This window comes from Pedobacter kyonggii (assembly GCF_004310665.1).
Classification (GTDB): Bacteria; Bacteroidota; Bacteroidia; order Sphingobacteriales; family Sphingobacteriaceae; genus Pedobacter; species Pedobacter kyonggii.
Genome location: NZ_SIXF01000018.1, coordinates 64,103 through 89,903, shown reverse-complemented (window position 1 = coordinate 89,903; position 25,801 = coordinate 64,103). Strand labels below are relative to the sequence as shown.

Annotated in this window: 25 protein-coding genes; 13 read left to right on the top strand and 12 right to left on the bottom strand. The window is 37.3% G+C overall.

Features of this window, described 5'->3' with window-relative positions:
- Positions 1–92: 92 nt before the first annotated feature.
- Complete coding sequence (locus tag EYS08_RS17205; RefSeq protein WP_131031187.1) at positions 93–533, top strand: PaaI family thioesterase; 441 nt, start codon at positions 93–95, stop codon at positions 531–533.
- A gap of 163 nt (positions 534–696) precedes the next feature.
- Complete coding sequence (locus EYS08_RS17200) at positions 697–876, top strand: hypothetical protein (RefSeq protein ID WP_131031186.1); 180 nt, start codon at positions 697–699, stop codon at positions 874–876.
- 114 nt (positions 877–990) lie between these two features.
- Here the strand turns inward: EYS08_RS17200 and EYS08_RS17195 are convergent, their stop codons facing one another.
- The 6 genes from EYS08_RS17195 to EYS08_RS17170 form a co-directional block, all read right to left on the bottom strand.
- Positions 991–2,262, bottom strand: coding sequence for a nucleoside recognition domain-containing protein (locus EYS08_RS17195; protein ID WP_131031185.1), 1,272 nt, complete (start codon positions 2,260–2,262; stop codon positions 991–993).
- 285 nt (positions 2,263–2,547) lie between these two features.
- Positions 2,548–5,406, bottom strand: coding sequence for a S9 family peptidase (locus EYS08_RS17190; protein WP_131031184.1), 2,859 nt, complete (start codon positions 5,404–5,406; stop codon positions 2,548–2,550).
- Between the two features lie 343 nt (positions 5,407–5,749).
- Positions 5,750–7,543, bottom strand: a complete 1,794-nt coding sequence (gene yidC / locus EYS08_RS17185; protein WP_131031183.1) for a membrane protein insertase YidC — start codon at positions 7,541–7,543, stop codon at positions 5,750–5,752.
- Positions 7,544–7,563: 20 nt separating this feature from the next.
- The gene (locus EYS08_RS17180; protein ID WP_131031182.1) at positions 7,564–9,180 is read right to left on the bottom strand and encodes a CTP synthase; all 1,617 of its coding nucleotides are present in this window, start codon (positions 9,178–9,180) and stop codon (positions 7,564–7,566) included.
- A 447-nt stretch (positions 9,181–9,627) separates the two neighbouring features.
- Positions 9,628–10,170: a hypothetical protein gene (locus tag EYS08_RS17175; RefSeq protein WP_131031181.1), complete on the bottom strand. Its 543-nt coding sequence runs from the start codon at positions 10,168–10,170 to the stop codon at positions 9,628–9,630.
- A 60-nt stretch (positions 10,171–10,230) separates the two neighbouring features.
- On the bottom strand, positions 10,231–10,800 hold the full coding sequence (locus tag EYS08_RS17170) for a hypothetical protein (RefSeq protein WP_131031180.1): 570 nt from the start codon (positions 10,798–10,800) through the stop codon (positions 10,231–10,233).
- Positions 10,801–10,905: 105 nt separating this feature from the next.
- Between EYS08_RS17170 and EYS08_RS17165 the strand changes: the two genes are divergently transcribed.
- Positions 10,906–11,859, top strand: a complete 954-nt coding sequence (locus tag EYS08_RS17165) for a bifunctional helix-turn-helix transcriptional regulator/GNAT family N-acetyltransferase (RefSeq protein WP_131031179.1) — start codon at positions 10,906–10,908, stop codon at positions 11,857–11,859.
- A gap of 75 nt (positions 11,860–11,934) precedes the next feature.
- On the opposite strand, the gene kdsB is transcribed toward EYS08_RS17165, so the two are convergent.
- The 3 genes from kdsB to trpS all read right to left on the bottom strand — a co-directional run bounded on the left by kdsB (position 11,935) and on the right by trpS (position 14,506).
- Positions 11,935–12,723 carry a 3-deoxy-manno-octulosonate cytidylyltransferase gene (gene kdsB / locus EYS08_RS17160; RefSeq protein WP_131031178.1) on the bottom strand — a complete coding sequence of 263 codons (789 nt, stop codon included), beginning with the start codon at positions 12,721–12,723 and terminating at the stop codon, positions 11,935–11,937.
- A gap of 98 nt (positions 12,724–12,821) precedes the next feature.
- Complete coding sequence (locus EYS08_RS17155) at positions 12,822–13,436, bottom strand: deoxynucleoside kinase (protein WP_025144984.1); 615 nt, start codon at positions 13,434–13,436, stop codon at positions 12,822–12,824.
- Between the two features lie 71 nt (positions 13,437–13,507).
- Positions 13,508–14,506: a tryptophan--tRNA ligase gene (gene trpS, locus EYS08_RS17150; protein WP_131031177.1), complete on the bottom strand. Its 999-nt coding sequence runs from the start codon at positions 14,504–14,506 to the stop codon at positions 13,508–13,510.
- A gap of 206 nt (positions 14,507–14,712) precedes the next feature.
- Here trpS and EYS08_RS17145 point away from each other — a divergent pair, with 206 nt between their 5' ends.
- From EYS08_RS17145 to EYS08_RS17120, 6 genes are all read left to right on the top strand, one after another.
- On the top strand, positions 14,713–15,438 hold the full coding sequence (locus EYS08_RS17145; RefSeq protein WP_131031176.1) for a lysophospholipid acyltransferase family protein: 726 nt from the start codon (positions 14,713–14,715) through the stop codon (positions 15,436–15,438).
- 2 nt (positions 15,439–15,440) lie between these two features.
- Entirely contained in the window at positions 15,441–15,731 is a 291-nt protein-coding gene (gene gatC / locus EYS08_RS17140; RefSeq protein WP_029278731.1) for an Asp-tRNA(Asn)/Glu-tRNA(Gln) amidotransferase subunit GatC, read from the top strand.
- A gap of 115 nt (positions 15,732–15,846) precedes the next feature.
- On the top strand, positions 15,847–16,605 hold the full coding sequence (locus EYS08_RS17135; RefSeq protein WP_131031175.1) for an ABC transporter ATP-binding protein: 759 nt from the start codon (positions 15,847–15,849) through the stop codon (positions 16,603–16,605).
- 67 nt (positions 16,606–16,672) lie between these two features.
- Positions 16,673–17,221, top strand: coding sequence for a cob(I)yrinic acid a,c-diamide adenosyltransferase (locus tag EYS08_RS17130; protein ID WP_131031174.1), 549 nt, complete (start codon positions 16,673–16,675; stop codon positions 17,219–17,221).
- Positions 17,222–17,306: 85 nt separating this feature from the next.
- Positions 17,307–17,528 carry a DUF2795 domain-containing protein gene (locus EYS08_RS17125; protein WP_010603503.1) on the top strand — a complete coding sequence of 74 codons (222 nt, stop codon included), beginning with the start codon at positions 17,307–17,309 and terminating at the stop codon, positions 17,526–17,528.
- A 165-nt stretch (positions 17,529–17,693) separates the two neighbouring features.
- A complete protein-coding gene (locus EYS08_RS17120; protein WP_116250957.1) occupies positions 17,694–17,852 on the top strand; it encodes a lmo0937 family membrane protein in 159 nt (52 codons plus the stop codon).
- A 97-nt stretch (positions 17,853–17,949) separates the two neighbouring features.
- Here the strand turns inward: EYS08_RS17120 and EYS08_RS17115 are convergent, their stop codons facing one another.
- On the bottom strand, positions 17,950–18,615 hold the full coding sequence (locus EYS08_RS17115) for a 2-C-methyl-D-erythritol 4-phosphate cytidylyltransferase (RefSeq protein WP_131031173.1): 666 nt from the start codon (positions 18,613–18,615) through the stop codon (positions 17,950–17,952).
- A gap of 58 nt (positions 18,616–18,673) precedes the next feature.
- On the bottom strand, positions 18,674–19,723 hold the full coding sequence (gene queA, locus EYS08_RS17110) for a tRNA preQ1(34) S-adenosylmethionine ribosyltransferase-isomerase QueA (RefSeq protein WP_131031172.1): 1,050 nt from the start codon (positions 19,721–19,723) through the stop codon (positions 18,674–18,676).
- Between the two features lie 201 nt (positions 19,724–19,924).
- Here queA and EYS08_RS17105 point away from each other — a divergent pair, with 201 nt between their 5' ends.
- The gene (locus EYS08_RS17105) at positions 19,925–21,169 is read left to right on the top strand and encodes an ABC transporter permease (protein ID WP_131031171.1); all 1,245 of its coding nucleotides are present in this window, start codon (positions 19,925–19,927) and stop codon (positions 21,167–21,169) included.
- A 561-nt stretch (positions 21,170–21,730) separates the two neighbouring features.
- On the opposite strand, the gene EYS08_RS17100 is transcribed toward EYS08_RS17105, so the two are convergent.
- A complete protein-coding gene (locus EYS08_RS17100; protein WP_208745886.1) occupies positions 21,731–22,927 on the bottom strand; it encodes a pyridoxal phosphate-dependent aminotransferase in 1,197 nt (398 codons plus the stop codon).
- Positions 22,928–23,040: 113 nt separating this feature from the next.
- Between EYS08_RS17100 and EYS08_RS17095 the strand changes: the two genes are divergently transcribed.
- From EYS08_RS17095 to bioA, 3 genes are read left to right on the top strand one after another with little or no spacing between them, the layout of a single operon-like run.
- Positions 23,041–24,027: a cation diffusion facilitator family transporter gene (locus EYS08_RS17095; RefSeq protein ID WP_131031170.1), complete on the top strand. Its 987-nt coding sequence runs from the start codon at positions 23,041–23,043 to the stop codon at positions 24,025–24,027.
- Entirely contained in the window at positions 24,014–24,466 is a 453-nt protein-coding gene (locus EYS08_RS17090; RefSeq protein WP_131031169.1) for an NUDIX domain-containing protein, read from the top strand. Before EYS08_RS17095 ends, EYS08_RS17090 begins: the two co-directional genes overlap by 14 nt.
- A 2-nt stretch (positions 24,467–24,468) precedes the next feature.
- On the top strand, positions 24,469–25,773 hold the full coding sequence (gene bioA / locus EYS08_RS17085; protein ID WP_244215982.1) for an adenosylmethionine--8-amino-7-oxononanoate transaminase: 1,305 nt from the start codon (positions 24,469–24,471) through the stop codon (positions 25,771–25,773).
- The last annotated feature ends 28 nt before the right edge of the window (positions 25,774–25,801 follow it).

Here is a 25,801-nt window from a genome sequence, read left to right as displayed (position 1 = left end):
TTCTGTTAACCTTGCCATTCTATGGACTATGGACTATCCCTCATTTTTCCTTACTTTTACTTTCAACCATCATACATTAAACATTTACGTCCATGAAACCCTCTTTGAGCGAACAGCGTTTAACTTTTTTAAGGCATTCAATTGGCAAGGTAATTACCGATTCACCCTCTAACTTTATGAACTGGCTGGCTCCAGTTTTAATCAAAGCAGAGCACGGCATATTAGTTTGCCAGTATACCATCCGTAAAGAAATGACCAATCCTTATCAAATTTTGCATGGTGGGGTAACGGCAGGTATTATTGATGATTTAATTGGTGCAACTGTTTTTACGATGGGATTAAACGAACGATATACCACTGTAAATAATTATATCGATTATTTTGCCACGGCAGGCGCGGGCGATGAAGTTATTGCAGAAACAGCTATTGTAAAAAGAGGGCGAACGATATTAAATCTTCAATGCGAGATATTTTTACCTTCAAAAAAGCGTTTAATAGCTAAAGGCTATTCAAACATGTTAAACATAGGTTAAGCCTTTTCTGATAGTTTAAGAATTAATTATTAATTCCTTTAAATTAACGAAACATTCTCGTTTATAATTTGTTGTAAATTAACCAAAAATATAATGAGCCATGTTAGAAAATTATTCCACCCTGCAATTCATTGTGAGAGGCAAAATTTTTAAGGGATTTTGCATGCGTATTCAAGATGATTTTCACGAAACTTATGCCGTTGTTTTAGACGGTTACCATTCTTTCTGTATCTGGTTAGATAACAAAACAGAAAAGTGGTGTGCTTCCAAAAACGTAGCGATTGATCCTGATGCTATTGATGAAATCATTAACAGGATATCTATTCCACAAACGTCTTGCTAATTCTGTGTTTCCTCAGATTTAAGCGGATAGCGGTAGATTAATATTTTTGCTTTTTCATTACACACCCAGTTCTGTGAACTTTGTGTCCTTCTTTGCACTATCTGTTGTTAAAAACTACGCAAAAAACATATAACTAAGCGCTATGGCTGTACAAACCCCAACTAGATCAGCCAATAACATTGAACCTATGGCGTAACGCGTATTTTTTATTCCAACAGAACCAAAGTAAACCGCTACTACATAAAAGGTCGTATCAGAAGCACCCTGAAAAATACCCGATAATTTACTGGCAAATGAATCTGGTCCACTAGAAATCATCGTGCTTACCATCATTCCACGAGCGGCGCCACCACTTAAAGGCCTGATCAAAGCTGTGGGCAGCGCATCAACAAATCTGGTATCGGATCCAAAAAATACAAACATGTTTTTAATCCCGCTCATGATCACATCAAAAGTTCCACTCGTTCTTAGCATGCTCACGGCAACTAAAATTCCAACTAAATAAGGGATGATTTTCAATGCGGTTTCAAATCCACCTTTGGCTCCATCAATAAATGCATCAAAAACATCTATTTTTTTATATAATGCACCCAATACAATCAATAAAAAGATCAACAAAATTATTCCACCGCTTAATAAGCCTGAAAATGATTTTATGCTTTCTGCATTTAACTTGCTTACGTACCAAACCAGTAAACCAACCACTGCCGAGATACTTAATACCCAGGTAATGATAACGGGCTGAAGTAGGTTTATCTTTTGTTTAAAGGATACAATGAGCATGGCGGCCATTGTACCAACAAAAGTTACAATTAAACATGGGATGAAAATATCGGTAGGGTCTTGTGCATTTTGAGTTGACCTAATGGCAATTACACTAACGGGAATTAAGCATAAACCTGCAGCATGTAAGCATAAAAACATAATCTGCGAATTGCTCGCAACATTCTTATTTGGATTAAGCTCCTGCAAACTTTCCATCGCCTTTATACCAAATGGAGTGGCGGCGTTATCTAAACCTAATAAATTGGCCGAGAAGTTCATGATCATGTGCCCCATAGACGGATGTCCTTTTGGGATTTCGGGAAAGAGTTTTGAAAAGAAAGGGCCAATAATTCTGGACAATAAACGGATACCGCCTGCTTTTTCTGCGATGCTCATTAGCCCCATAAATAAAGCTAGTGTTCCAATTAATTTAATGCAAAGGTCAACCGCAATCCAGCACGTTTCGATAATTCCATCTAATTTTAAAGGGTTTAAGGGATCGGATGATTTACCGATTACCATCCAGTTAAAAATATCGCTATGTCCGAAAAAGAAACATTTAATACTTGCTACTACAATAGCTACAATAATAAATGCTGACCAAATTCTGCTTAATGCCATTAGTGTTGTTTAGTTTTATTTGAAGGGGTTAAAATACCGCTTTTAAGCGAAAATTCATATTTTTAGTTCGGAGTTGTTAGTTATGAGTTTGGAGTGCTTTGCAAACCGAGATAAGGTCAAAAAATAGTTTTATGAAGATAATAACGCTTTAATAAAAAGTCCATAATAAATAGCTCATTGATATGTTACTATTTAATATGGACTTTGGGCTTTCGGTTAGTCACTATGAACTATTCTCCCTGAATCATGGACTCCAAGCTCCCAACTCATAACTCTTGGCTCAACCTAAGGTTTATCATCCGTTAGTTCAAAACCCCAGGTTTTTCCTTTTTCAGTTGCAGGTATTCCGCTTGTCATCCAGGCTGGCGCTTTTGCACCTTTTAAATAATAATCGAAAAATTGTTGCTCACGGATTTGAATATCCTTACGGTTCTGGCGTTGAACTAAGTTATGTGCTTCGCCATTATAGTTAAGCATCCAAACGGGTTTACCTAAGCGGCGCAAGCCTGTAAACATTTCAATCCCCTGGTACCAGGGCACAGCACCATCTGCATCATTAGCCATTACCACAACTGGTGTATTTACTTTCGGGAACATAAATAATGGTGAATTCTCAATATATAATTCTGGTTTTTCCCAAAGTGTTGCACCGATACGGCTTTGTGTTTTTTCATATTGGAATTGACGGTTCATACCAGTTTCCCAACGGATACCACCATAAGCAGAAGTCATGTTGACTACAGGTGCACCGGCCCAAGCGGCAGCATACATGTTATTTTGTGTAATGAGATAGGCTACTTGGTAACCACCCCAGCTTTGACCTTGAATACCGATTTTACTACCATCTACCCAGTTATTTTTCTTCAGGCTTTCTACACCTGAATTGATGAATTCAACTGCAGATTTGCCTGGGTGACCAGTTTCATAGCTAATATCTGGCGCAAAAACCAGGTATCCATTACTCACGAAATAAGAAATATTTAAGCGCGACGGAGTAGGAGCTGGCGCTTGATAAGTGTACAAACCATCCGTTAGTTTTTCGTAGAAATACGCGATCATCGGATATTTCTTATTCGGATCGAAATTTTCCGGTTTATACAGTATACCTTCAGCTTTATAACCTTTCGGCGTGGTCCACTTAACCAGCTCAGCTGTACCCCAATTGTAGTTTTTTTGTTGAGGGTTGGTATTGCTTAATTTGGTTTCGGTTTTGAAATCGGTAGTGACATACACATTTGGCGATTCTACATAATTGGCTTTATCGTAAATGTAAACATCAGCATCTTTAGCTTTTAGCAGGTTTGAATATTTAAACTTTGCCATTACTACCAACTCTGGCGCTTTAGCTGAACCTACGTTGGTACGGTAAAACCCGTTTTCTTTAGTTAAATTGTTAAAACCATCTAACCAAACCGTTTCGTTCGGTTTTACAAACTTGCTATCTGCATTGCGCTCAAATCTATTTTCCTGTTGCACTCTTTCGTAACGGAAGGTAATGTTATTTGCTCTTCCAAAACCAGCAGTAATATTTTTTGGAGCCGATTTTCCATCTGGTGAGAACGACCAGATATCGTATTTATCATAAATTAGAATAGCTTTATCACCTTCAGTCCATGTTGCTAAGCCGTAAGGGGAAGGTAAATCCGGTACATCGTTTTCCTCATCAACAAATTTTTCGCTTAATCCGGCTGTTAATACGGTTACTTTTCCGGTGGATACACTATAAGTATTCCAGCTACCTGCTTTTCTATCAAAATATAAAATATAGTTTCCGGCAGGAGAAGCCATTGCATAACCGCTTAAATTATCAATGATTTTCTTTTTCTGTCCATTCTTAGTATCGACCAAATAGTAATCTTTTGAGGTAGAACCACGCCACTGTGATTCGATCCTGCGGCCATAGTCTGTAGATGCTAAAACCAGATTTGCATCACCTTCAGCAATCAGATTGGCATCAGGCAATTTTAAATCCGCTAATGGAATTACTTTTGGATCACTGCTATAAACATCAATCACCGATAAATAACTTTTTTTACTGTCTCTATCTGCATTTTTAAGCTGCATAGGCTGCAAGTAATCGTCTTTGTAATTCCAAACATCAACTTTGGCCACTTCGAAATCTATAATAGTGGTATCTTTTGGTTTTTTGATAGGGGAGATGCCGAAAAACAATTTCTTGCCATCTTTACTGAAGGTTATTTTACCATCGCCGTTAACCGACCATTTTGCAGGTAGTCCTGGCATATCAAAATCAACCAGTATCTGTGCGGTATCTAGTGTTAAAGAGTTGTAATAAATATTGTAATCTTTTATTTCCTGTTTCTCCGGACTTTGCTCGCCCACAAAAGCCACATGTTCGCTTTCCTCATCAAAAGTGAAATTTTTGAAACTTCCTTTACCTTTAATCAAGCTTTTTAATGTGCCTTTTTCTGTGTTTAGCAAGAATACACCTTGTGGAGCCGTTTTGTCCTTTTTAGATCCGCTACAGGCAAAAACCAACTGTTTGCCATCTTTACTGAAATAATAATCGGTAACGAATTTATAGGTTTTATCTGTGCCTGTTAAAAGATTTTTTACCACTAAATCACTTCCTTCTTCAGTTTTGCCTTTTCCTGCAGGTTCATCATCCGCAAAATCCATTTCACCATCTTTTTTCTCAGTTGGTTTTACGGTTTTCTTTGCTGTATCTGGCTTTTCTGTTAAATAGGCCATTACACCAGCACCTTCTTCAGGAAATTTAAAAGATTTTACCCTTGCCACTTTTGTAACGGTACTAGTGGTGAGGTTGGCAATACCCAACGAATCTTTTGGCAATTCTTCTGGCTTTCTTTTTTTTATTTTAGCCTGACGTAAATCTTTATTTAAAGGACGGATGTTAAAAGCAGCAAACTTAGAATCGTTACTAAACTGCGAGTTCATTCCTCTGGGAATGTTCAGCTTTGCATTCGTTTTGATATTGGTAAGGTACAACTGTGCATCTCCTTCTTGCTGTAAGATGCTGTACATGGCCCATTGGCCATTATTTGATAATTGCTTTGTCCCTACTGATTCCCAGGTATCATATACCGAATGGTCTAAAGGTTTCTTTTGGGCATAGGCAAAGCCGACAACGAAAAACAGAATAATAGTTAGTCTCTTTTGCATTTTTAAAAGTTAATTAATTTGTTGGTTGAGATTTAATCTTCTAAAATTGGAATTTTTTAGCTTATTCGGAAACTTGTATGCCAAATATTACAATTAAAAGCATTTAGTTGGAAAGTCAGAGGCCGAAGGCCAGAGGTTGTACTGCGCAGTTTACGCCATCCGCTTATCGCTCAGCCTAAAGCAACCCCCCCCGATTACTTAAGCAATCGATGGGCATCTCCGTGGTCTGTGTCCTCACAGAACACAAATAAACAGTTATTTCAATTATAAAGATTTCTGTCAAAACTAAAAACCCTCGATCACTTAAGGTAATCGAGGGTTCTCATATACTTAAACCGCTAAATTATTTTTTAGCTTGTTGTTGCTGACGCATATAGTCATCTAAACGTTGTTGGAATTTAGATTTTTTCTTTTTCTCATCAGCTGGTCTCGCTTTATTCTGTTGAATTAAAGCATGAATTTTATCATCATCAACCATTTTACGAATTAAGAACTGTTGTCCGAAAGTCATTAAGTTAGCCAAGAAATAATAATAGTTTAATCCGGCAGGGTAGCTATTCAATACACCTAAGAAAATAACCGGCATAATGTAACCGATGTATTTCATTTGGCCTGTAGCACCAGAAACCTGATTGTTAAAGTAAGTCATGATCAATGTAGAGATCGTCATCAATACACACATTAAACTCAAGTGATCGCCAATGAAAGGGATTTTTACGCCAAATTTGATAAACTCGTCATAAGTAGATAAATCTTTCATCCAAAGGAAACTCTCACCGCGTAACTCAAATAAGTTAGGGAAGAAGAAGAAGAAAGCCATAACCAGAGGCAACTGTAATACCATTGGCAAGCATCCACCCAGCGGGTTTACACCAGCTTTTTTATATAATTTTAAATACTCCTGTTGAACCAATGTTGGATTGTCTTCACCTACTTTAGCTTTAATTTCGTCCATTTCTGGTTTTAAAACCCTCATTTTAGCCATTGATAGGTATGACTTGTAAGTAAGTGGTGATAAAGCAACTTTTAGTAAAATGGTTAATACCAAAATAATTAATCCATAGTTCCAGCCAAAGCTGTTTAAGAAGTTAAATACAGGTAATACGATAAAACGGTTAATGTATTTTAAAGGCCAGTAACCCATATCAACCTGCTGCTCTAAATCATAACCTTGTGCTTTTAATGCAGAGAATTTGTTGGTTCCGAAATAGAATTCCATTTCATAAACTTGGTTGGCTGTATGTGCATAAGGCAATTGCATATTGGCATCATAAAATTTCACCAGGCCTGGAGCTGTTGGGATTTTAACTTCTAAACTTCCTTTCTCGAAAGCCTGTTTCGAAATCAATGAAGCTGAGAAAAAGTGTTGCTTAAATGAGAACCATTGGATTTTACCTTTCGATAAATCTTCCTTCTCATCTTTAGAAACACTTAGGTGGTCTACATCGCCATCTAAATATTTATAGTATGGTGCAGAATAACGGTGCTCACTTTCGAGCGATTTTTCTTGCTGTTTTAAAGTAGTCTGCCAGTTTAAACCAATGTTATTGCCTGCAATTACTTGCTGTAAGCCAACTAAATTGATATTAAACGCGACTTTGTTACTTAACGCTTTTAAATCGTATACATATTCTACATATGCATTGGCGCCATAATTGGCACGCATGGTAACGGTGTTGCCTGTTTTAGTAGGAGTGAAGTAAAGATCATTTGTATTGATCACTTTACCAGCCGCATTCAAAGTTAAACCAAACTTATTAGCATCACCATCAAATAAAATTAACGGTTTGCCAGTAAAGGTTTTCTGGCCTTTAATTTCTACCGAGGTAATTTTACCGCCTTTATTGCTTAAAGTGATTAATAAATTCTCGTTTTCCAGAACAGTATTGGCTTCTGTGCCAGTAATTGCGGTACCAAAAGGGCCTTTTAAGGCTAAAGAATCTACTGCTGGATTAGCAATAGCAGCAGTTTTAGTGGTATCTTTTTGTACTGGTGTAACGCCAGCTTTTTTCAAAGAATCTAAGCGCTCTGTTTCTTTGGCTTTTTTCATTTCAGCCTCGTTCGGCTTCAAAAAGTAGAATGATCCTGCCAAAATGATCATAATCAGGAACAGTCCTGTAAAGGTATTTCTATCCATTATTTATGTATGTACTGCTTTTAATTCGTTTTCTTTTTCGCAAACTCCATCGCAGCGGCGACAAATTTAACAAAAAGTGGGTGAGGATTAGCAACTGTTGATTTTAATTCTGGGTGAAACTGCCCGCCAACGAAAAATGGATGATTTTTAAGCTCTACAATTTCAACTAAATTGGTTTGCGGATTCATACCTGATGCAATCATTCCTGCATCTTCATATTGCTTTAAATAAGCATTGTTAAATTCGTAACGGTGACGGTGGCGTTCATTGATGTGCGATTTACCGTAAATAGAAAAAGCTTTTGTTCCTTTTTTAATATCACAAGGATAAGAGCCTAAACGCATCGTTCCACCTTTATTTGTTATTTTTTTCTGCTCTTCCATCATGTTAATTACCGGATTGGCAGCATTTTCTTCAATTTCTGTAGTATGTGCATCTTTCAACCCCAAAACGTTACGTCCAAATTCGATAACAGCACATTGCATACCCAGGCAGATTCCGAAGAAAGGAATATTATTCTCGCGAACATATTTTATGGCATCAATTTTACCTTCAATACCACGACTACCAAAACCAGGTGCAACTAAAACGCCTTGTAAGTGACCTAATTTATCTTTTACATTATCAGGGAAAATGCCTTCAGAGTGTATATATTCAACTTTAACCTTACATTCGTTTTTCGAACCTGCGTGTACAAAAGATTCGATAATTGATTTATACGCATCAGGTAATTCTACATACTTACCAATCAGGCCAATTTTAACCTCTGCTGTAGGGTTTTTTAAACGGCCAAGGAAATCTTTCCAGCTTTCCATATCAGGGTCGTTTTTGGTAGGTAATTTTAATTTCGATAAAACCGTTTTATCCAATTGTTCTTTTAACATCAACAATGGCACATCATAAATTGTTGATGCATCCATCGATTCGACTACCGCATTGATGTTAACGTTACAAAATAAAGCAATTTTTTTTCTGATCTCTGGGCTGATATGGTGCTCGGTTCTGCAAACCAGTATATCTGGCTGTATTCCGTACTCCAATAAAGCTTTAACCGAGTGTTGTGTAGGTTTGGTTTTTAGCTCGCCGGCAGCAGCCAAATAAGGTACCAGGGTTAAGTGGATCACAATAGCATTGGTACTGCCTTCTTCCCATTTAAACTGACGAACAGCCTCAATAAACGGTAAGGATTCGATATCACCAACAGTTCCACCTAGTTCTGTAATTACAATATCATAGTCACCACTATCACCTAAAATACGCATGTTGCGTTTAATCTCGTCGGTAATGTGGGGTACAACCTGAACTGTTTTACCCAGATACTCACCTTTACGCTCTTTATTAATTACGTTCTGGTAAATACGGCCAGTAGTAATGTTGTTTGCCTGTGATGTTGGAACGTTAAGGAAACGCTCATAATGACCAAGATCCAGATCGGTTTCAGCACCATCTTCGGTTACAAAGCATTCGCCATGTTCGTATGGATTTAAAGTTCCTGGATCGATATTAATGTACGGATCGAATTTTTGAATGGTTACACGGTAGCCACGTGCCTGTAAAAGTTTAGCTAAAGATGCGGAAATGATGCCCTTACCTAAAGAGGAAGTAACACCGCCCGTAACAAAAATATACTTTGTCATGATTGATAATTTGTGGAATTAACCAAGTGTTTTGGACCTGTTTAATTGTTTTTGTACGGGATACAAAGGTACAAAAAATTATCGCTCGATTAGATACTTGCCAGAATATTTTTTCGTCATATTATATCTCTGATAGTGACTGTTTTAGGTGAGGTGGTCGCTTAAAGTATCAGCGTGTAGCGTTCTTTTTTAATGATTCTATTTTTATAGGGTTCTTTTTATCCTCATAACGGTTGTAGAGACCGGTAATTTTTTTGAAATCTTTTTCGGTATTGGTTCTTTTCTTTTTACAGGGGGAGCAATGTTTAAGATAGGAACGTTTTTAGCTTCAACCTTGGTAGCAAACCAGGTAGTATTAATAATACCCATTTAAAAAACCGCTCTTAATCGGTTTGCAATAAATTCAGATCTTTTCATTTCTAAATTCTTGGCATTGATTTATGTCTATTAGCAACAGTTATAGTAAATTTTTACTTTTTGTTCTTTTTCGCTCCAGGCAATGTAAATGTTGTTTTCTTTTCCTAAACGATACTTAAAGCCATTTAATCCCGATTTTTTTAATTCTTCGTAAAGTGCTTTGTCGGGGGTGTAATTATCGGCTTTATCTTCAGGCATTACAGCAGGTTCGAGAAAATTATCATCGCTAAAAAAATCATCAGCAATGGTTTTTAAGAAAATAATCTGGTCTTTTTCTTTTGAAAGATCAATATTTGGATCGGTGCTGCCCAATAGCTCAGTTCCTTTGATTTTGGTGTTGTAAATTTCTTTTCCTTCGGCATTTTTGATTGTGAAATTCAATACCATTTCTTCGGGTTTCCGGCCAGTAAGTTCGATCTTAAAAGTGTCTAAACGTTTTAAATCAGAAAAAGATTTAGCGAGGCGCTGGTTAACATTTTTAAACTCAATGGCATTGGTTTCCTTTTTGCTGTTCGAATTACAGGCAACGAGCGCTAACAGACAGATAGCAACGAAGAGCGGTATATTTCTCATATTCAAAACTACAAATTTTATGTTTTAGTTCGTGCCCATATTTTATGATATACCTTAAATTTAAAAGGAATACCCGATAGATAACCACAATTGAAAGTCGAAATAACCACCAGGTAGCCTATTGTTTAGATTATTTTGAATATGATAATAATCCCCATAGCCTAAGCCTGTTAAGCCCTCTAAAAGAAAATGTTTTCCCGGAATAAAGGATACGCCAAATGTTCCGCCGTAACGCAAAGAACCCGCGTTAAAATCCCTGTTGCGGCCCCAGCTGAAAATACCGGTTTCATCAACTGAGCGATGCGAGACAACAGTTTTATCGAGGTTTCCGAAATAAACTCCATAAAAAGCATTGGCTTCTCTTTTCTTAATCTGGCGGATGTATTTCTTTGCACGAAGCAAGAAGCCTTCGTAATGGAGATAATCGCGATAGCCCAGATTTTTAATTTCGCCAGAGGTGTAAGCGAGCTCCAAACCATAGCGGTTTGAAAAAGTCTTTTCTATGGCTAGTGTAGGACTTTTGGCTATTAAATTCAAAATATTTGTTTTTATCATTAAGCCGGGCTCATCTTGTGCAAAACCGGAATAGGCACATAAAATGAATATAAATAGGAGCGTTTTCTTTTTCATATAAGGGCGAAAATACTAAAATACTACCCTTAAGCAATTAAAACTGTTGCAGACTATAATTTAGTTTTTATATTTGCGTAACTGATTACGTAATTAATTGTTGTTATGAATTTTTTCGAAGAAACTGGTAAAGTAGCTATAGGCAGTAGGTTAAGAATGCTAACCGATAAAGTAACTGAAGATGCAGCGCAGATTTATAAATTGTATAATATTGATATGCAACCTAAGTGGTTTCCTGTATTTTATGCTTTGGCACAAGAGAAAGAAAAAACAATTACTGAACTGGCTAAAGCTATTGGCCATTCTCATCCATCGGTAAGCAAAATCATCAGTGAAATGCTGAAAAAAGGTTATGTAAAGGAAAGTAAGGATAAAACCGATGGACGTAGGAATGTAGTGAGTCTTTCTAAAAAAGGAGTAGAGATTTCAGAAAAAATAAAAGACCAGCTAATTGATGTAAATGCCGCTATTGAAGAAATTTCGGCCCAGTCACAAAATAAACTTTGGGAAGCAATAGGCGAGTGGGAGTTTTTATTGGAGCAAAAAACCTTGTTGAGAAGGGTAATGGAAAAGAAAAAAGAAAGGGATAGTTTAAAGATTGAAATTATAGATTACCAGCCCAAATACCAGGAAATATTCAGGTCGCTAAATGTAGAGTGGATTTCACAGTATTTTACCATGGAAGAAACTGACTATAAAGCTTTGGATAATCCACAGGGCTATATTTTAGATAAAGGAGGTTTTATATTGGTTGCGCGCTACGAAGGCGAGCCCTTAGGTGTTTGTGCACTAGTAAAAATGAATGATGGCGAATATGATTTTGAACTGGCCAAAATGGCCGTATCGCCAAAAGCACAAGGAAAAAATGTAGGGTTTTTATTAGCAAATGCCATTATTGATAAGGCAAGATCGTTAGGCGCATCTAAAATTTATTTGGAGAGCAATACCATTTTAAAACCAGCCATAAACCTTTACCATAAATTAGGTTTCCAAAAAGTGGCAGGTAAGCCCACACCGTATACCCGATGTAATATTCAGATGGAACTGGTGATTGGGTAGGTTAGGAAGAGTTTAGTGTTTAGGGGGGCGCGCTAACCTCTAAACACTAAACTTATAACCAATGTTTAATGGAATTTAGTCTAGTTTCAAAGCCTTAAGTAATTTATTCAGTTTTAACAGGTCTTCTGGTGTATCAATTGCAACTGTTTCTAAGTCAGTTACTTTTGTTTGGATATAAAATCCATTTTCGATCCAGCGAAGCTGCTCTAAGCTTTCGGCAATTTCTAAAGAAGAGGGTGGTAATTTGGTAATGGCTTTTAACGATTCTGTGCGGTAACCGTAAATTCCGATGTGCTTGTAAAACTGGTGCTTTTCTGCCCATACACCTGGTTCGCCATTTCTGATAAAAGGAATTGGGCTACGGCTAAAATACATGGCGCGACCGTTTACATCGATCACCACTTTAGGGCTATTGGGGTTGTATACACTTTCCTGACTCTGGATAGATTTGATTAATGTTGCCAGTTGTACTTTTTCTTCAGTAAAGCAGCTCGCCAATAATTCAATCTGTGCAGGTTCGATAAATGGTTCATCACCCTGGATGTTAATCACAATATCGTATCCAGGTAATTGCTCAATCACCTCGGCACATCTATCGGTTCCGCTTTGGTGATTAGATGAGGTAAAGATAAATTCTCCACCAAACCGTTTTACTTCATCAGCAATCCGTACATCATCAGTGGCAACAACGACTTTTGATAAGCTTTCAGCTTTCGATGCTTGCTCGTAAACCCTTTGGATCATGGTTTTTCCGGCAATATCTACTAAAGGTTTTCCTGGAAAACGGGTAGAGGCATATCGCGCAGGAATAATTCCGATAACCCCTAAATCCCCAAATGGGGACTTTAAATTTCTATCGCTCATATATTCTGTTGATAGACTTTATAAAAATTCAAGATGTTTATTCATCTTTATCATATTAAATACTTTATTCCGTCTTGCCATTTCTTAGGGACTTGGGGTTAAAATAATCCATTTATTTCAGCCTCAATAGATTGGATTACCGTACCCAAATCTTCTGGGTTGTTGGTGAAATCTAATTTATCTTTATCTAAAATCAATAATTTACCCAGGTTATAACCTTTAATCCAGGCTTCGTATTTTTCGTTCAATTTAGACAGGTAATCGATACGGATGCCTGCTTCGTACTCACGGCCACGACGTTGGATATTATTAACCAAAGTAGGTACCGATGCGCGCAGATAAACCAATAAATCGGGTGGTTTAATAAAAGAGGTAATGTTATCAAAAATGGCTCTGTAATTATCATGGTCGCGGGTGGTCATTAAAGCCATATCGTGCAGGTTTTCTGCAAAAATATGTGCGTCCTCGTAAATGGTCCTGTCCTGTATTACGTTACGTTTATTTACTTCAATGTCGGTAATTTGCTGAAAGCGACTATTTAGGAAATAAATCTGAAGATTAAAGCTCCAACGTTTCATGTCGCTGTAAAAATCTTCCAGATAAGGGTTATTGTCCACAGCCTCGTATAAAGCTTCCCATCCATAATTTTTGGCTAATAAACCTGTTAAGGTAGTTTTACCGGCACCTATATTTCCTACAATTGCTATGTGCATATTTTCTTGCGTTTTGCGGTGAGCTTTTTGCGTAAGGCGATTATAGCGCCAACCACTTACCACAATATTAATTAAAAACTTTTAAACCCGATTAAACTGCGAACCTCTCTGATGGTTTTTTGCGCGCTTTCGCGGGCCTTTAATGCACCATGTTTAGCCACTTGCCTTAAATATGAATCATTTTTGGCAATATCCAAAATACGTTCGCGCATAGGTGCAGTCGTAATAATCATATCTTCTGCCAGTTGTTTTTTGAAATCGCCATAACGGATCTGCATTTTGCTATACAAATCTTCAAAATGTGCAAGTGTATCGGCACTCGAAACCACTTTCATTAAATCAAAAAGATTCTGAATAGGCTCAGGTTTTGGTTGATTTTCTTCTGTTGGCCCACCATCACTAACCGCTCTCATTACTTTTTTACGAATGGTTTCAGGATCATCAGATAGGTAAACTGCATTGGCTTCGCCTTCCGATTTACCCATTTTACCTTTACCATCTAAACCAGGAACTTTAACCAGTTTGTCAGAGTAGCTAAAAGCATAAGGTTCCGGAAAATATTCTGTATTGTATAACCTGTTGAAACGGTTTCCGAAAGTACGGGCCATTTCTAAATGTTGTTCCTGATCTTTTCCAACAGGTACTTTAGTAGCTTTGTGGATTAAAATATCGGCGGCCATTAATACCGGATAGGTTAATAAACCTGCATTTACGTTATCTGGGTTGGCACGCACTTTATCTTTAAAAGATGTGCTGCGCTCCAATTCCCCCATATAAGCGTTCATATTTAAGTATAGATAAAGCTCCGCAATTTCCGGAACATCACTTTGTATATAAATGGTACTATTTTCTGGATCAATCCCACTAGCCAGATATTCAACCAAAACATGTTTAATATTTCCATGTAAATCGGCTGGAGTAGGATGTGTAGTTAAGGAGTGTAAATCGGCGATAAAAAAGTAGCAATTGTAGTCGTTCTGCATTTGAACGAAGTTTTTAACTGCACCATAATAATTACCCAAATGTAATTTTCCTGTTGAGCGGATACCGCTCACCACTGTTTCTTTCATAATGGCACGAAATTAAAAATAAAATACAAGCAAATCATAAATCGCTTCAATTTTAATGGTAAGATTTTTTTAGTGTCGTCGTTATCTCGACCGAAGCGGAGAGATTTTTTGACCAGGTTTGCCAGCGATTGGTATTGCAACCATAATCTTAGCCCTATGCAATCAGTTGTTTGAAATATGAAACTATTTTATATTTTTGGTTATCTATGATTTATCTTCTAAGACAAGTACACCGGATATGGTTTCTATTCTGGATACTGTTTTTTTTCGCTCTGTTCTATCCAATATATTACATTACCTCGCGTAATGAGAAGTACTACAGTACGCTCAATTTTTTCAGAAAAGCCAACAGTTTTTTGTGCAGTCTGTTTTCAGCTGTTTTTTTTCGTTATCAATATGAAGAACAACTAGATCGTAAACAAGCATATATCTATTGTGCCAACCATACCTCTAACCTGGATATTATGATTTTTTGCATCATGGGACATGGTAAATTCCACTTTATGGGAAAGGATGAGCTGTTGAATAATCCCGTATTGGGCATTTTTTTTAAAACCATCGATATTTCTGTAAACCGCGACAGTAAGATTTCGGCTTTTAAAGCATTTAAAAAAGCTGGCGAAAACCTAGAAAAGGGGATGAGCCTTATTATTTTTCCAGAAGGTAAAATAGACGACCATTACCCACCAAAGTTGGGTGAGTTTAAAAATGGTCCGTTCCGCTTGGCTATCGATAAAAATATACCGCTGGTACCTGTGAGTATTACCAATGTTTGGAAAATTAATTGGGATGATGGCGCAAAGTATGGAAGTAAGCCAGGAATTTGCGATATTTACGTCCACAAACCCATAAATACATCAACTTTGGCAGATGTTGATTCTGATGTGTTGAAAGAAAAGGTTTACAGATTGATTGATAGTAAGTTAGTATAAATATGAATTTAGACGCAAAAACCATCCATAAAATAGCCGATCTGGCCAGAATTCATATTGATGAAAAACAAGTGGATACACTGATCCCTGAAATGAACAAAATTTTGTCATTCATGGAAAAGTTAAATGAACTAGATACTTCAAACGTGAAACCTTTGGTTTATATGAACGAATCAGTTAATGTTTGGAGAGAAGATGTAGTTAAGCAGGAAATAGCTACAGCTGATGGTTTGAAAAACGCAGCCAAGCATACCGACCAATTTTTTATGGTACCAAAAATTATTGAGAAATAATGGTGTAATCGCTATGCTGGATTAAATTCAGCATCATTAAGATTAACATTTATGCAGTAATCTTTAACCCTCTTGTAACATCTTACCCTTTACGCTTGTCTAAAAAAGAAAAAACATGGAGAAACCACTCATCACTATAAAAGAAATTGGCCGTAAATATGTTATTGGATCTGAAGTGATTCACGCTTTAAAATCAGTTTCTTTAGATATCAATAAAGGCGAATTCGTAGCATTGATGGGCCCATCTGGTTCCGGTAAATCAACCCTGATGAATATTTTAGGCTGTTTAGATACACCTACAAGCGGAACCTATGTTTTAAATGGAACCAACGTGAGTCACATGACTGATGATGCCTTGGCAGAAGTGCGCAACCAGGAAATCGGTTTCGTTTTTCAAACCTTTAACTTATTGCCACGTTCAACATCTTTAGATAATGTTGCCTTACCTTTAATTTATGCCGGAACAAGTAAAAAGGACAGGGATGCAAGAGCAGCTAAAGCATTAGAAAATGTAGGCTTGGGCAATCGTATGGATCACAAGCCAAATGAGCTATCGGGCGGTCAACGTCAACGTGTGGCCGTAGCCAGGGCTTTGATCAATAATCCATCTATTATTTTGGCCGATGAGCCAACAGGTAACTTAGATACCAAAACATCAATTGAAATAATGGGCCTGCTGGAAGAAATCCACAGTAAAGGGAACACCATTATTCTGGTTACGCACGAGGAAGATATTGCGCAGCACGCTCACCGTATTGTACGGATGCGTGATGGTTTGATTGAAAACGATTATTTAAATACAGATATAAAAAATGTATCTCCACGTTTGCAGGCTTTGAAAGATACGGGCAGCGATTGGGAGAAAATTAATTAACCCCTAAATCCCCTAAAGGGGACTTTTAGGACTAACCATATTATTCCCCCTTTAGGGGGCAGGGGGTATGAAAATCTACACTAAAACCGGCGATAAGGGCCAAACATCACTCATTGGTGGTACCCGTGTGCCTAAATATCATTTACGTATCGAAACCTATGGAACTGTTGACGAGTTAAATTCGTACATCGGATTAATTATGTGTCAGGATATTGAGGCGCACGACCAGAAACTACTAAAGGAAATTCAGGATAGGTTATTTACCGTTGGCTCATCGCTTGCGGCAGACCCAGATACTTCTAAAATGAAGATCCCCGATCTGCACGATACTGATATTACCTTGTTGGAAAATGAGATGGATCTGATGAATGAAAAGCTGCCTGTTTTAAAACATTTTGTTTTACCTGGCGGAAATACTGTAGTTTCTTACTGCCATATTGCTAGATGTGTTTGTAGAAGGGCAGAACGACTGACAGTAGCGCTTGCAGAAAATAGCTTTGTAGATGAGCGTGTAACGGTTTATTTGAATCGTTTAAGCGATTATTTATTTGTTTTGGCACGAAAACTGACCGTGTATTTTAAGGCGGAAGAAAACATTTGGATTCCGCGGGTTTAATAGTGGAAAAATAAGTTTGTTTTGCTCAAAAATTTTAATATACTTTGCGCAATAATAAGAACAAGAATTTAATTGAATTGACGATATGTATTGGACATTAGAATTAGCATCGCACTTGGAAGACGCACCATGGCCTGCAACTAAAGACGAATTAATTGATTATGGTATCCGCTCTGGTGCCCCAGTAGAAGTAATTGAAAACTTACAGGCATTAGAAGATGATGGCGAACCTTATGAAACCATTGAGGAAATTTGGCCAGATTATCCAACTAAAGAAGATTTCTTCTTTAACGAGGACGAATACTAAACATTAGAAATCATAAAAAAACCTCCCAGCTAAACTGGGAGGTTTTTTTCTTTATCATTTCCCATATTATTCATCATATCGATAAAATAATTACATTTTTTAAACAAAAGTAAAAAGTCAAGTGTTAATACACCAATAATATAACATTGCTAAAAAATTAACACTATGGGAAATTTATTGTATTTAGTCGCAGTAGTATTGGTAATACTATGGGTAATAGGGTTTGTGTTTCACGGCTTCGGAGACGTTGGCGGCATAATCCACGTTTTATTGGTAATCGCAGTTATTGCAATTCTGCTTAAAATAATTGGCCGGGCAGCGTAAAAAATATATTGCACCGATATTCATTGGTTTAAAAGTGTGTGACACTTCAAAATAAACGTAAAAAAGGAGTTTCATTTCGAAACTCCTTTTTTACGTTTTAATTTTTTAACAACAATTCGGCAAGCTCCAGATCGATTGGATAGGTAATTTTAATATTTCCTCTTTCTCCTTCGATGATATTAATCTCATAACCAATTGATTCTACCACACTTGCGTCATCTGTAAAGTGAGCATTGAATTCCTGGTTGTAAGCTTCTTTAAGGATGCTAAGGCTAAAAGTTTGTGGCGTTTGTACTAAATAGATCTCATCACGTTTTAATGCTGTCGTTTTATCGTTTCTAAGCAAGCGTACGCTATCGCTTGATTGTACGGCTGCAATAACGTTTCCCTGTAGCTCAGCTTCATTAAAACAGTTGTCGATAAGTGATTTGGAAACGAGCGGACGAACAGCGTCGTGAATGGCAACATAACTTTCTTCTTCGATAGCGTGGATGGCATTTTTCACAGAGTAAAAGCGCTCCGTGCCACCATCAATAACATGGTGTGGTACATGAAAATTAAATTCCTCACATAACCGAGTCCAGTATGCTTGTTGATCTTTGTTTAGAACCAATAAAATTTTAGGCTGAGTATCACTTTGTGCAAAAGCTTTTATGGTATGCATCAAAACCGGAAGGTTTTTAAGCAGTAGAAATTGTTTTGGGGTTTCCGTTTGCATCCGATTGCCAGAACCGCCTGCTACAATTATAGCGTAATATTTCATAGTTGAGCGTTTAGGGTGTGGCGTTTAGCGCTAAACCGCCAAACGCCAACCGCAAAACTTATATAATTAGCATGGCATCGCCATAGCTGTAAAATTTATATTTTTCTTTTACCGCAACTTCGTAAGCATTCATTACGTTTTCATATCCGCCAAATGCACTTACCATCATCAATAAAGTAGATTCCGGTGTGTGAAAATTGGTAATCATTGAATTTGCAATACTGAAATCGTAAGGAGGGAAGATAAACTTACTGGTCCAATCGTTAGCTGATTTTAATGTTCTGTTAGCAGAAACAGCTGATTCGATAGCACGCATTGAAGTGGTACCCACCGCACAGATTTTTCTTTTTTCCTCTAAAGCTTTGTTTACAATTTTTGCATCTTTTGGCTCGATAATAAACTGCTCAGAATCCATTTTGTGTTTGGTTAAATCTTCAACCTCAACAGTTCTGAAAGTTCCTAAACCAACGTGTAAAGTTACTTCTGCAAATTCTATGCCTTTAAGTTCAAGGCGTTTCATCAACTCGCGACTGAAGTGTAAACCTGCAGTTGGAGCAGCTACGGCACCTTCGTGCTTAGCGAAAATGGTTTGATAACGTTCTTTATCTTCAGCAGTAGCTTTACGTTTAATATATTTAGGAAGTGGAGTTTCGCCTAAAATTTCAACATTTTTTCTAAATTCTTCGTCAGTACCTTCAAATAAGAAACGGATGGTACGGCCACGTGATGTGGTGTTATCTACAACTTCAGCAACCAATAAATCGTCGTCGCCAAAATATAATTTATTACCTACGCGGATTTTACGTGCCGGATCTACCAAAACATCCCATAAACGTAATTCCTTGTTTAATTCACGTAGCAAGAAAACCTCGATGGTTGCACCGGTTTTCTCTTTATTGCCATATAAACGGGCAGGGAAAACCTTAGTGTTATTTAATATCATTACGTCTTTGTCATCGAAATAACCTAAAACGTCTTTAAAAATTTTATGTTCAATTTTACCGCTGTCTTTGTGTAAAACCATTAGGCGAGCTTCGTCGCGTTGTTCTGCCGGATTGTTGGCTACTAATGATTCTGGTAAGTTGAATTTGAATTGTGATAATTTCATTCTTGATGAATTTTTTGAGGTGCAAAAATACGAATTTAATTTTTCTTTTTCGTATTTTATCAAACGCAATTTATGTATATTATGTTTTAATCATTTTAAATCAAATAATACAAGGCGATTAATGCATTGTAGACATAAAAATTAATTAGTTTTGAAGATAAGCTGTAACCTTTTGAAAAGCTTTGCATCTAACCTTTAATTATGATAATCTTTAGGCTAATAGGCGAGAGTTTCCGTTTTGCATTTGATGCGTTGCGCCAGAATAAATTACGCACCATGTTATCGCTTTTGGCTATAACAATTGGTATTTTTACCATTATTGCTGTATTCTCTGCGGTAGATACCTTTCGCGGTAAATTGCAGTCCAGTGTAGATAAACTGGGTTCCAATACTATTTATATTCAAAAATGGCCGTGGAGTTTTGGTGATAATTACCCTTGGTGGAAATATATGAACCGCCCTCAGCCTTCATTGCGCGATTTTGAAGCCCTCCGCGAGAGAATTGAAAATGCACAAGGCGTTACGTTCGAAATATCGACTAACGATAGGACGATCAAATACAGAAGTAGCTCCGTAGAAGGGATTTCGGTATGGGCCGCATCGCACGATTTTAATAAAACATGGAATTTCGAGCTTCAGGACGGACGGTATTTTACCGAAAATGAGAGTAAAAATGGCTCACCTGTTTGTATTTTAGGCTCTGATATAGCCGACGGACTTTTTGATGGGGATGCGCCAGTGGGCAAACAGGTACAGATTTTAGGAAGAAGATTAACTGTTGTTGGTGTTTTTAAAAAAGAAGGAGAAGATATGTTAGGTACTTCTCTTGATAAAAACGTAAATATTCCGATTGCTTTTGCAAAAGGTGTTTTAGACATCCAAAGCGAGCGTTATGGTCCACAGATTACAGTTCGTGGTAAGGACAATGTGAATTTAGAAGAGGTAGAAAGCGAATTGAAAGGTTTAATGCGCTCCATCCACAGAATCAGACCTGGCCAGGAAGAAGACTTTGCACTAAATAAAACTACCATTATTTCTAACCAGTTAGATTCGATGTTTAAAATGGTAAATATTGCCGGTTGGGTAATTGGTGGATTTTCGATTTTGGTTGGTGGTTTCAGTATTGCCAATATCATGTTCGTATCGGTTAAGGAACGTACCAATATTATTGGTATTCAAAAATCGTTGGGTGCAAAAAACTATTTTATCCTGCTTCAATTCATATTCGAATCGATTTCGCTTTGTATTTTAGGCGGTTTGCTGGGTTTATTACTCGTCTTTCTGCTCGCCTTGGGCATTGGTGCGGCTACTGATTTTCACATTATACTGGGCTTGAACAATATTGCCTTAGGTATTGGCATATCGATAATCATTGGCACTATCTCTGGTTTTTGGCCAGCATATTCAGCATCAAGATTAGATCCGGTAGAGGCGATAAGGAGCTAGTTTCAGTTGCACAATCAAAAATACTATTCTAGTTGTCGGTGAGGCAACTACTAGAAGGGAAATTAGTAGGGCATCAAACGTATGATTTCTTTTATTTCTTGAGATAGATCTCTCCACTACGCTGTGCTCCGGAGATGACGGCTCGGAGATGGGTATGTAGTCAAGATGATGATTGTACGATAGAAATTCGGCTGAAGACCGTTTTCAGTTGCAATGCCCATGGTTCATAAACCTTATTGCAGTGGAAAAGTCCACAGCGCTGGACTTGTAACGGAAAGAAGGACTGGATTCTCCGATGAAATGCTTGCTTTCATTTCCAAATCATAAAAATATCCCAATGTGATTGGTGTGATATGGCCTAAATAATAATATTTATGGCGATAAAATCGCCTTTATCCTCGTTACAAATGAAGACGATAGTAAAATCTCAATAGATAAGACCCTGAAATGAATTCAGGGTGACGATCATTGAAGATGAGAAAAAATAAAAACCCCTCGCTAAATTTAATTAACGAGGGGTTTTTTTATAAAGTTAACTGAAAACCGCTAACTGAAAATTGATTAGGCTAATTTCCCTAAAGCTTCTTTTATTCTTCTTAATGCTTCAACTAAACTTTCGTCAGATGCTGCGTAAGATAAACGGATGTAGTTGTTATTACCAAACGAATCGCCGCCAACGGTTGCTACGTGACCAACATTTAATAGATATAAAGCTAAATCTGAAGAATCTTTTATTATATTTCCGTCAGCGTCTTTTTTACCGAAGAAAGAACTGATTTCTGGGAAAAAGTAGAAAGCACCATCAGGAAGATTTGTTTTTACACCTGGGATTTCGTTTAATAAATTATAAACCAATTCTCTACGACGCAAAAATGCTTCTTTCATTTCTAAAACACTGGCCAAACCTTGCTCGTAAGCAACAATTCCTGCTCTTTGTGCAATAGAACAGGTTCCAGAAGTAGTTTGCCCTTGTAATTTATCGTTAGCTGCTGCAATTTCTTTATTAGCGGCAATATAACCTAATCTCCAACCCGTCATGGCGAAAGCCTTAGAGAAACCGTTAACAATGATTACACGGTCTTTAATACTATCGAATTGAGCAATAGACTCATGTTTGTCAACAAAGTTAATGTGCTCATAAATCTCATCAGATAAGATGTAGATATTAGGGTGTTTTTCGAAAACGGCAACCAGTGCTGCTAATTCTTCTTTGCTATAAACCGAACCTGTTGGGTTACATGGCGAAGAAAACATAAATAATTTCGATTTTGGCGTAATGGCTGCTTCTAATTGCGCAGGGGTGATTTTGAAATCACTTTCAATGTCTGTATCGATAAAAACAGATTTTCCTTCTGCAAGGGTAACCATTTCAGAGTAAGAAACCCAGTATGGAGTAGGGATGATTACTTCATCATCAGGATCAATCAAAGTTAAAATAACATTCGATAAAGATTGTTTTGCACCTGTTGAAACAACGATCTGAGAAATATCATAATCCAGGTTGTTTTCTGTTTTTAGCTTGTTTACGATCGCCTGGCGCAGGTCTGGGTAGCCCGGTACCGGTGAATAACGTGTGTAATTTTCGTCTAATGCCTTTTTAGCAGCATTTTTTACGTGATCGGGTGTGTTGAAATCGGGTTCACCAACGCTTAAACTAATGATGTTAATGCCCTTAGACGCTAATTCACGGCCAAGTTTGGTCATTTTAAGGGTTGCAGATTCAGATAGACTGTTGATTCTTTTGGATAAGGTGCTCATGGTTAATTACTTTGAGCGCAAATATATAAACCAAATATTATTCTGCACTAAAAAAGACATAGTTTTTCTCATTTAATTTATTCGATAAGCGTATTTTTGAAAAAAATATCCTGGTGTCGGTAAAAAAGAAAGCTATAATAATTTCTCTGGTGGTGAGTGTGGTGCTGATGTTGGCCAAGTTTGTTGCGTACTTTATTACGGGATCGAATGCCATCTTAACAGATGCAGCAGAAAGTATTGTAAATGTAATAGCAGGGAGTTTTGCCTTTTATAGCATTTACCTAAGCACGCAACCCCGCGACGAAAATCATCCTTATGGACATGGAAAAGTTGAATTTTTCTCGGCTTTTGTAGAAGGGATATTGATTCTGATCGCTGGAGTGGTTATCATCTTCAAATCTTCGTACAACCTTATCTATCCTCATTTGGTAGGGGAACTATTAACCGGAACGCTGATTATTGGTATCACGGGCTTGATTAATCTGATTGTTGGCCTATACCTCATCAATGTAGGTAAAGATGAGCATTCGGTTACATTGCAGGCTGATGGTAAACATTTATTAACTGACACCTACACCAGCGCGGCGATTGTTGTTGGCTTAATATTAATTCAGCTAACAAATATTATTTGGCTAGATAGCCTGCTTTCCTTTTTGGTAGGTTTTTATATTGTTTATTCTGGCTATAAACTTACCCGTGGTTCGGTGGGTGGATTAATGGATGAAAGTGATTTTACACTTGTTGAAGAAGTAGTAGATGTTTTACAAAAGAACAGGCACAACCCGTGGATTGATGTGCACAACCTGCGTACCCAGCAATATGGCCCTGAATTTCATATCGATTGCCATGTAACATTGCCTTATTATTTTGACTTAAATAAAGTTCACCGCGAAATCTCGCAGATTGATGAACTGATCAATAAAAATGGCTTCCGCAAAGCAGAACTCTTTATTCATGCAGATCCATGCTTGCCTGAGTGTTGCCATTATTGCCATATGAGTGAATGTCCGGTGAGGGCAGAGGCCTTTAAAAAGGAAATTGTATGGACGCCAGAAATAGTAATTAAAAATAAAAAGCATTTCGAAAATGAGCTACTTTAATGTTAGGGTTTATGGATTGTTAATTAATCACAATAATGAGGTTTTGGTAAGTGATGAAGAAGAATATGGCTTTCGTTTCAGTAAGTTTCCGGGTGGTGGTTTAGAGCTTGGCGAGGGCTTAATCGATGGATTAAAACGTGAGTTTGTGGAAGAGTGCGATGCTGAAATTGAAGTATTATCTCATTTTTATACTACAGATTTTTTTGAAAAATCGTCATTTAACGATAGCCAGGTAATTAGTGTATATTATATCGTTAAAGAAAAAGCGCCTTTGCAGCTGGCCTTTAAAGATGTTATTTACGATTTCGATGGAGAAGGTGAAATTCTTCAGGCTTTCAGGTGGGTGAAAATCGAAGATTTAAATATTGAGGATATTACCTTTAAAACAGATAAAACCGTAGGCCTGCTTTTAAAAAATCAATATTCAGTTAAATTCTAATCATGATGCCCGATTCGTCCAAACTCCATACTCTAGATTCCCAACTCAATTTAACTGAACGCGATCAAAAGGTAATCTGGCATCCCTATACCCAAATGAAGAATGCACTTCCCCATATCCCGATTGTTAGGGGAGAGGGGGTGTACGTTTTTGATGAGGATGGTAAACGGTATATCGATGCGGTTTCATCCTGGTGGGTGAATATTCATGGTCATTCACACCCTTATATTGCACAAAGAGTAGCCGAGCAGCTCAATGTGCTTGAACATGTGATTTTTGCAGGTTTTACGCACGAGCCCGCTGTACTGCTTGCAGAAAGGCTTTTACCTATATTGCCAGGTAAACAAGATAAAGTTTTTTATACGGATAACGGATCAACAGCAGTAGAAGTAGCCTTAAAAATGTGCCTCCAGTACTGGGACAATAAGGGTACGCCAAAAGCGAAGATTTTAGCCTTTAAAAACGCCTATCATGGCGATACTTTTGGTGCTATGTCTGTTAGCGGCCGCAGTATTTTTACGGATGCCTTTAACAGTCTATTGTTCGATGTCGAGTTTATCGATCTGCCAAACGAAAATAACATCTCTCATCTCATATCTCATATCTCAAATCTTAAGGATACCGCTTGTTTTATCTTCGAACCACTCATTCTAGGATCGGGTGGTATGTTGATGTACGAAGCTAAATATTTGGATCAACTCTTATCTGCCTGTAAAGATGCAGCAATTTTAACCATTGCTGATGAAGTGATGACGGGTTTCGGTAGAACAGGAACTTATTTCGCTTGCGAGAAATTAACTAATAAGCCTGATATTATTTGTTTAAGCAAAGGTTTAACCGGTGGGACAATGCCATTAGGGGTAACCACCTGTACGAAGGAGATTTTTGAAGCATTCTTAAGCGACGATAAATTAAAAACACTTTACCACGGACACTCTTTTACAGCGAATCCGATTGCCTGTGTAGCTTCTTTAGCGAGTTTAGATATTCTGTTAAAAAGCGAAACACTTCAGAATATTAAGCGTGTAGAAGCCAAACATGCTGTTTTTCTTGAAGAAATTAAAACGCATCCTAAAGTTAAAGCCATTAGGCAAACGGGAACAATTATTGCAATTGAGTGGGAGACTGATAATGAAACTTCTTATTTAAGTAATCTCCGTAATTTGTTGTATTCGTACTTTTTAAATAAGGGAATTATATTGAGGCCATTGGGCAACATTATCTATATCCTCCCACCGTATGTAATCAGCGATGAAGATCTTGATTATATTTATGCAGCCATAAAATCGGCTTTAGAAGAAGTATAGGTGTTTTTAGGTCGTAGCGAGATGCTAC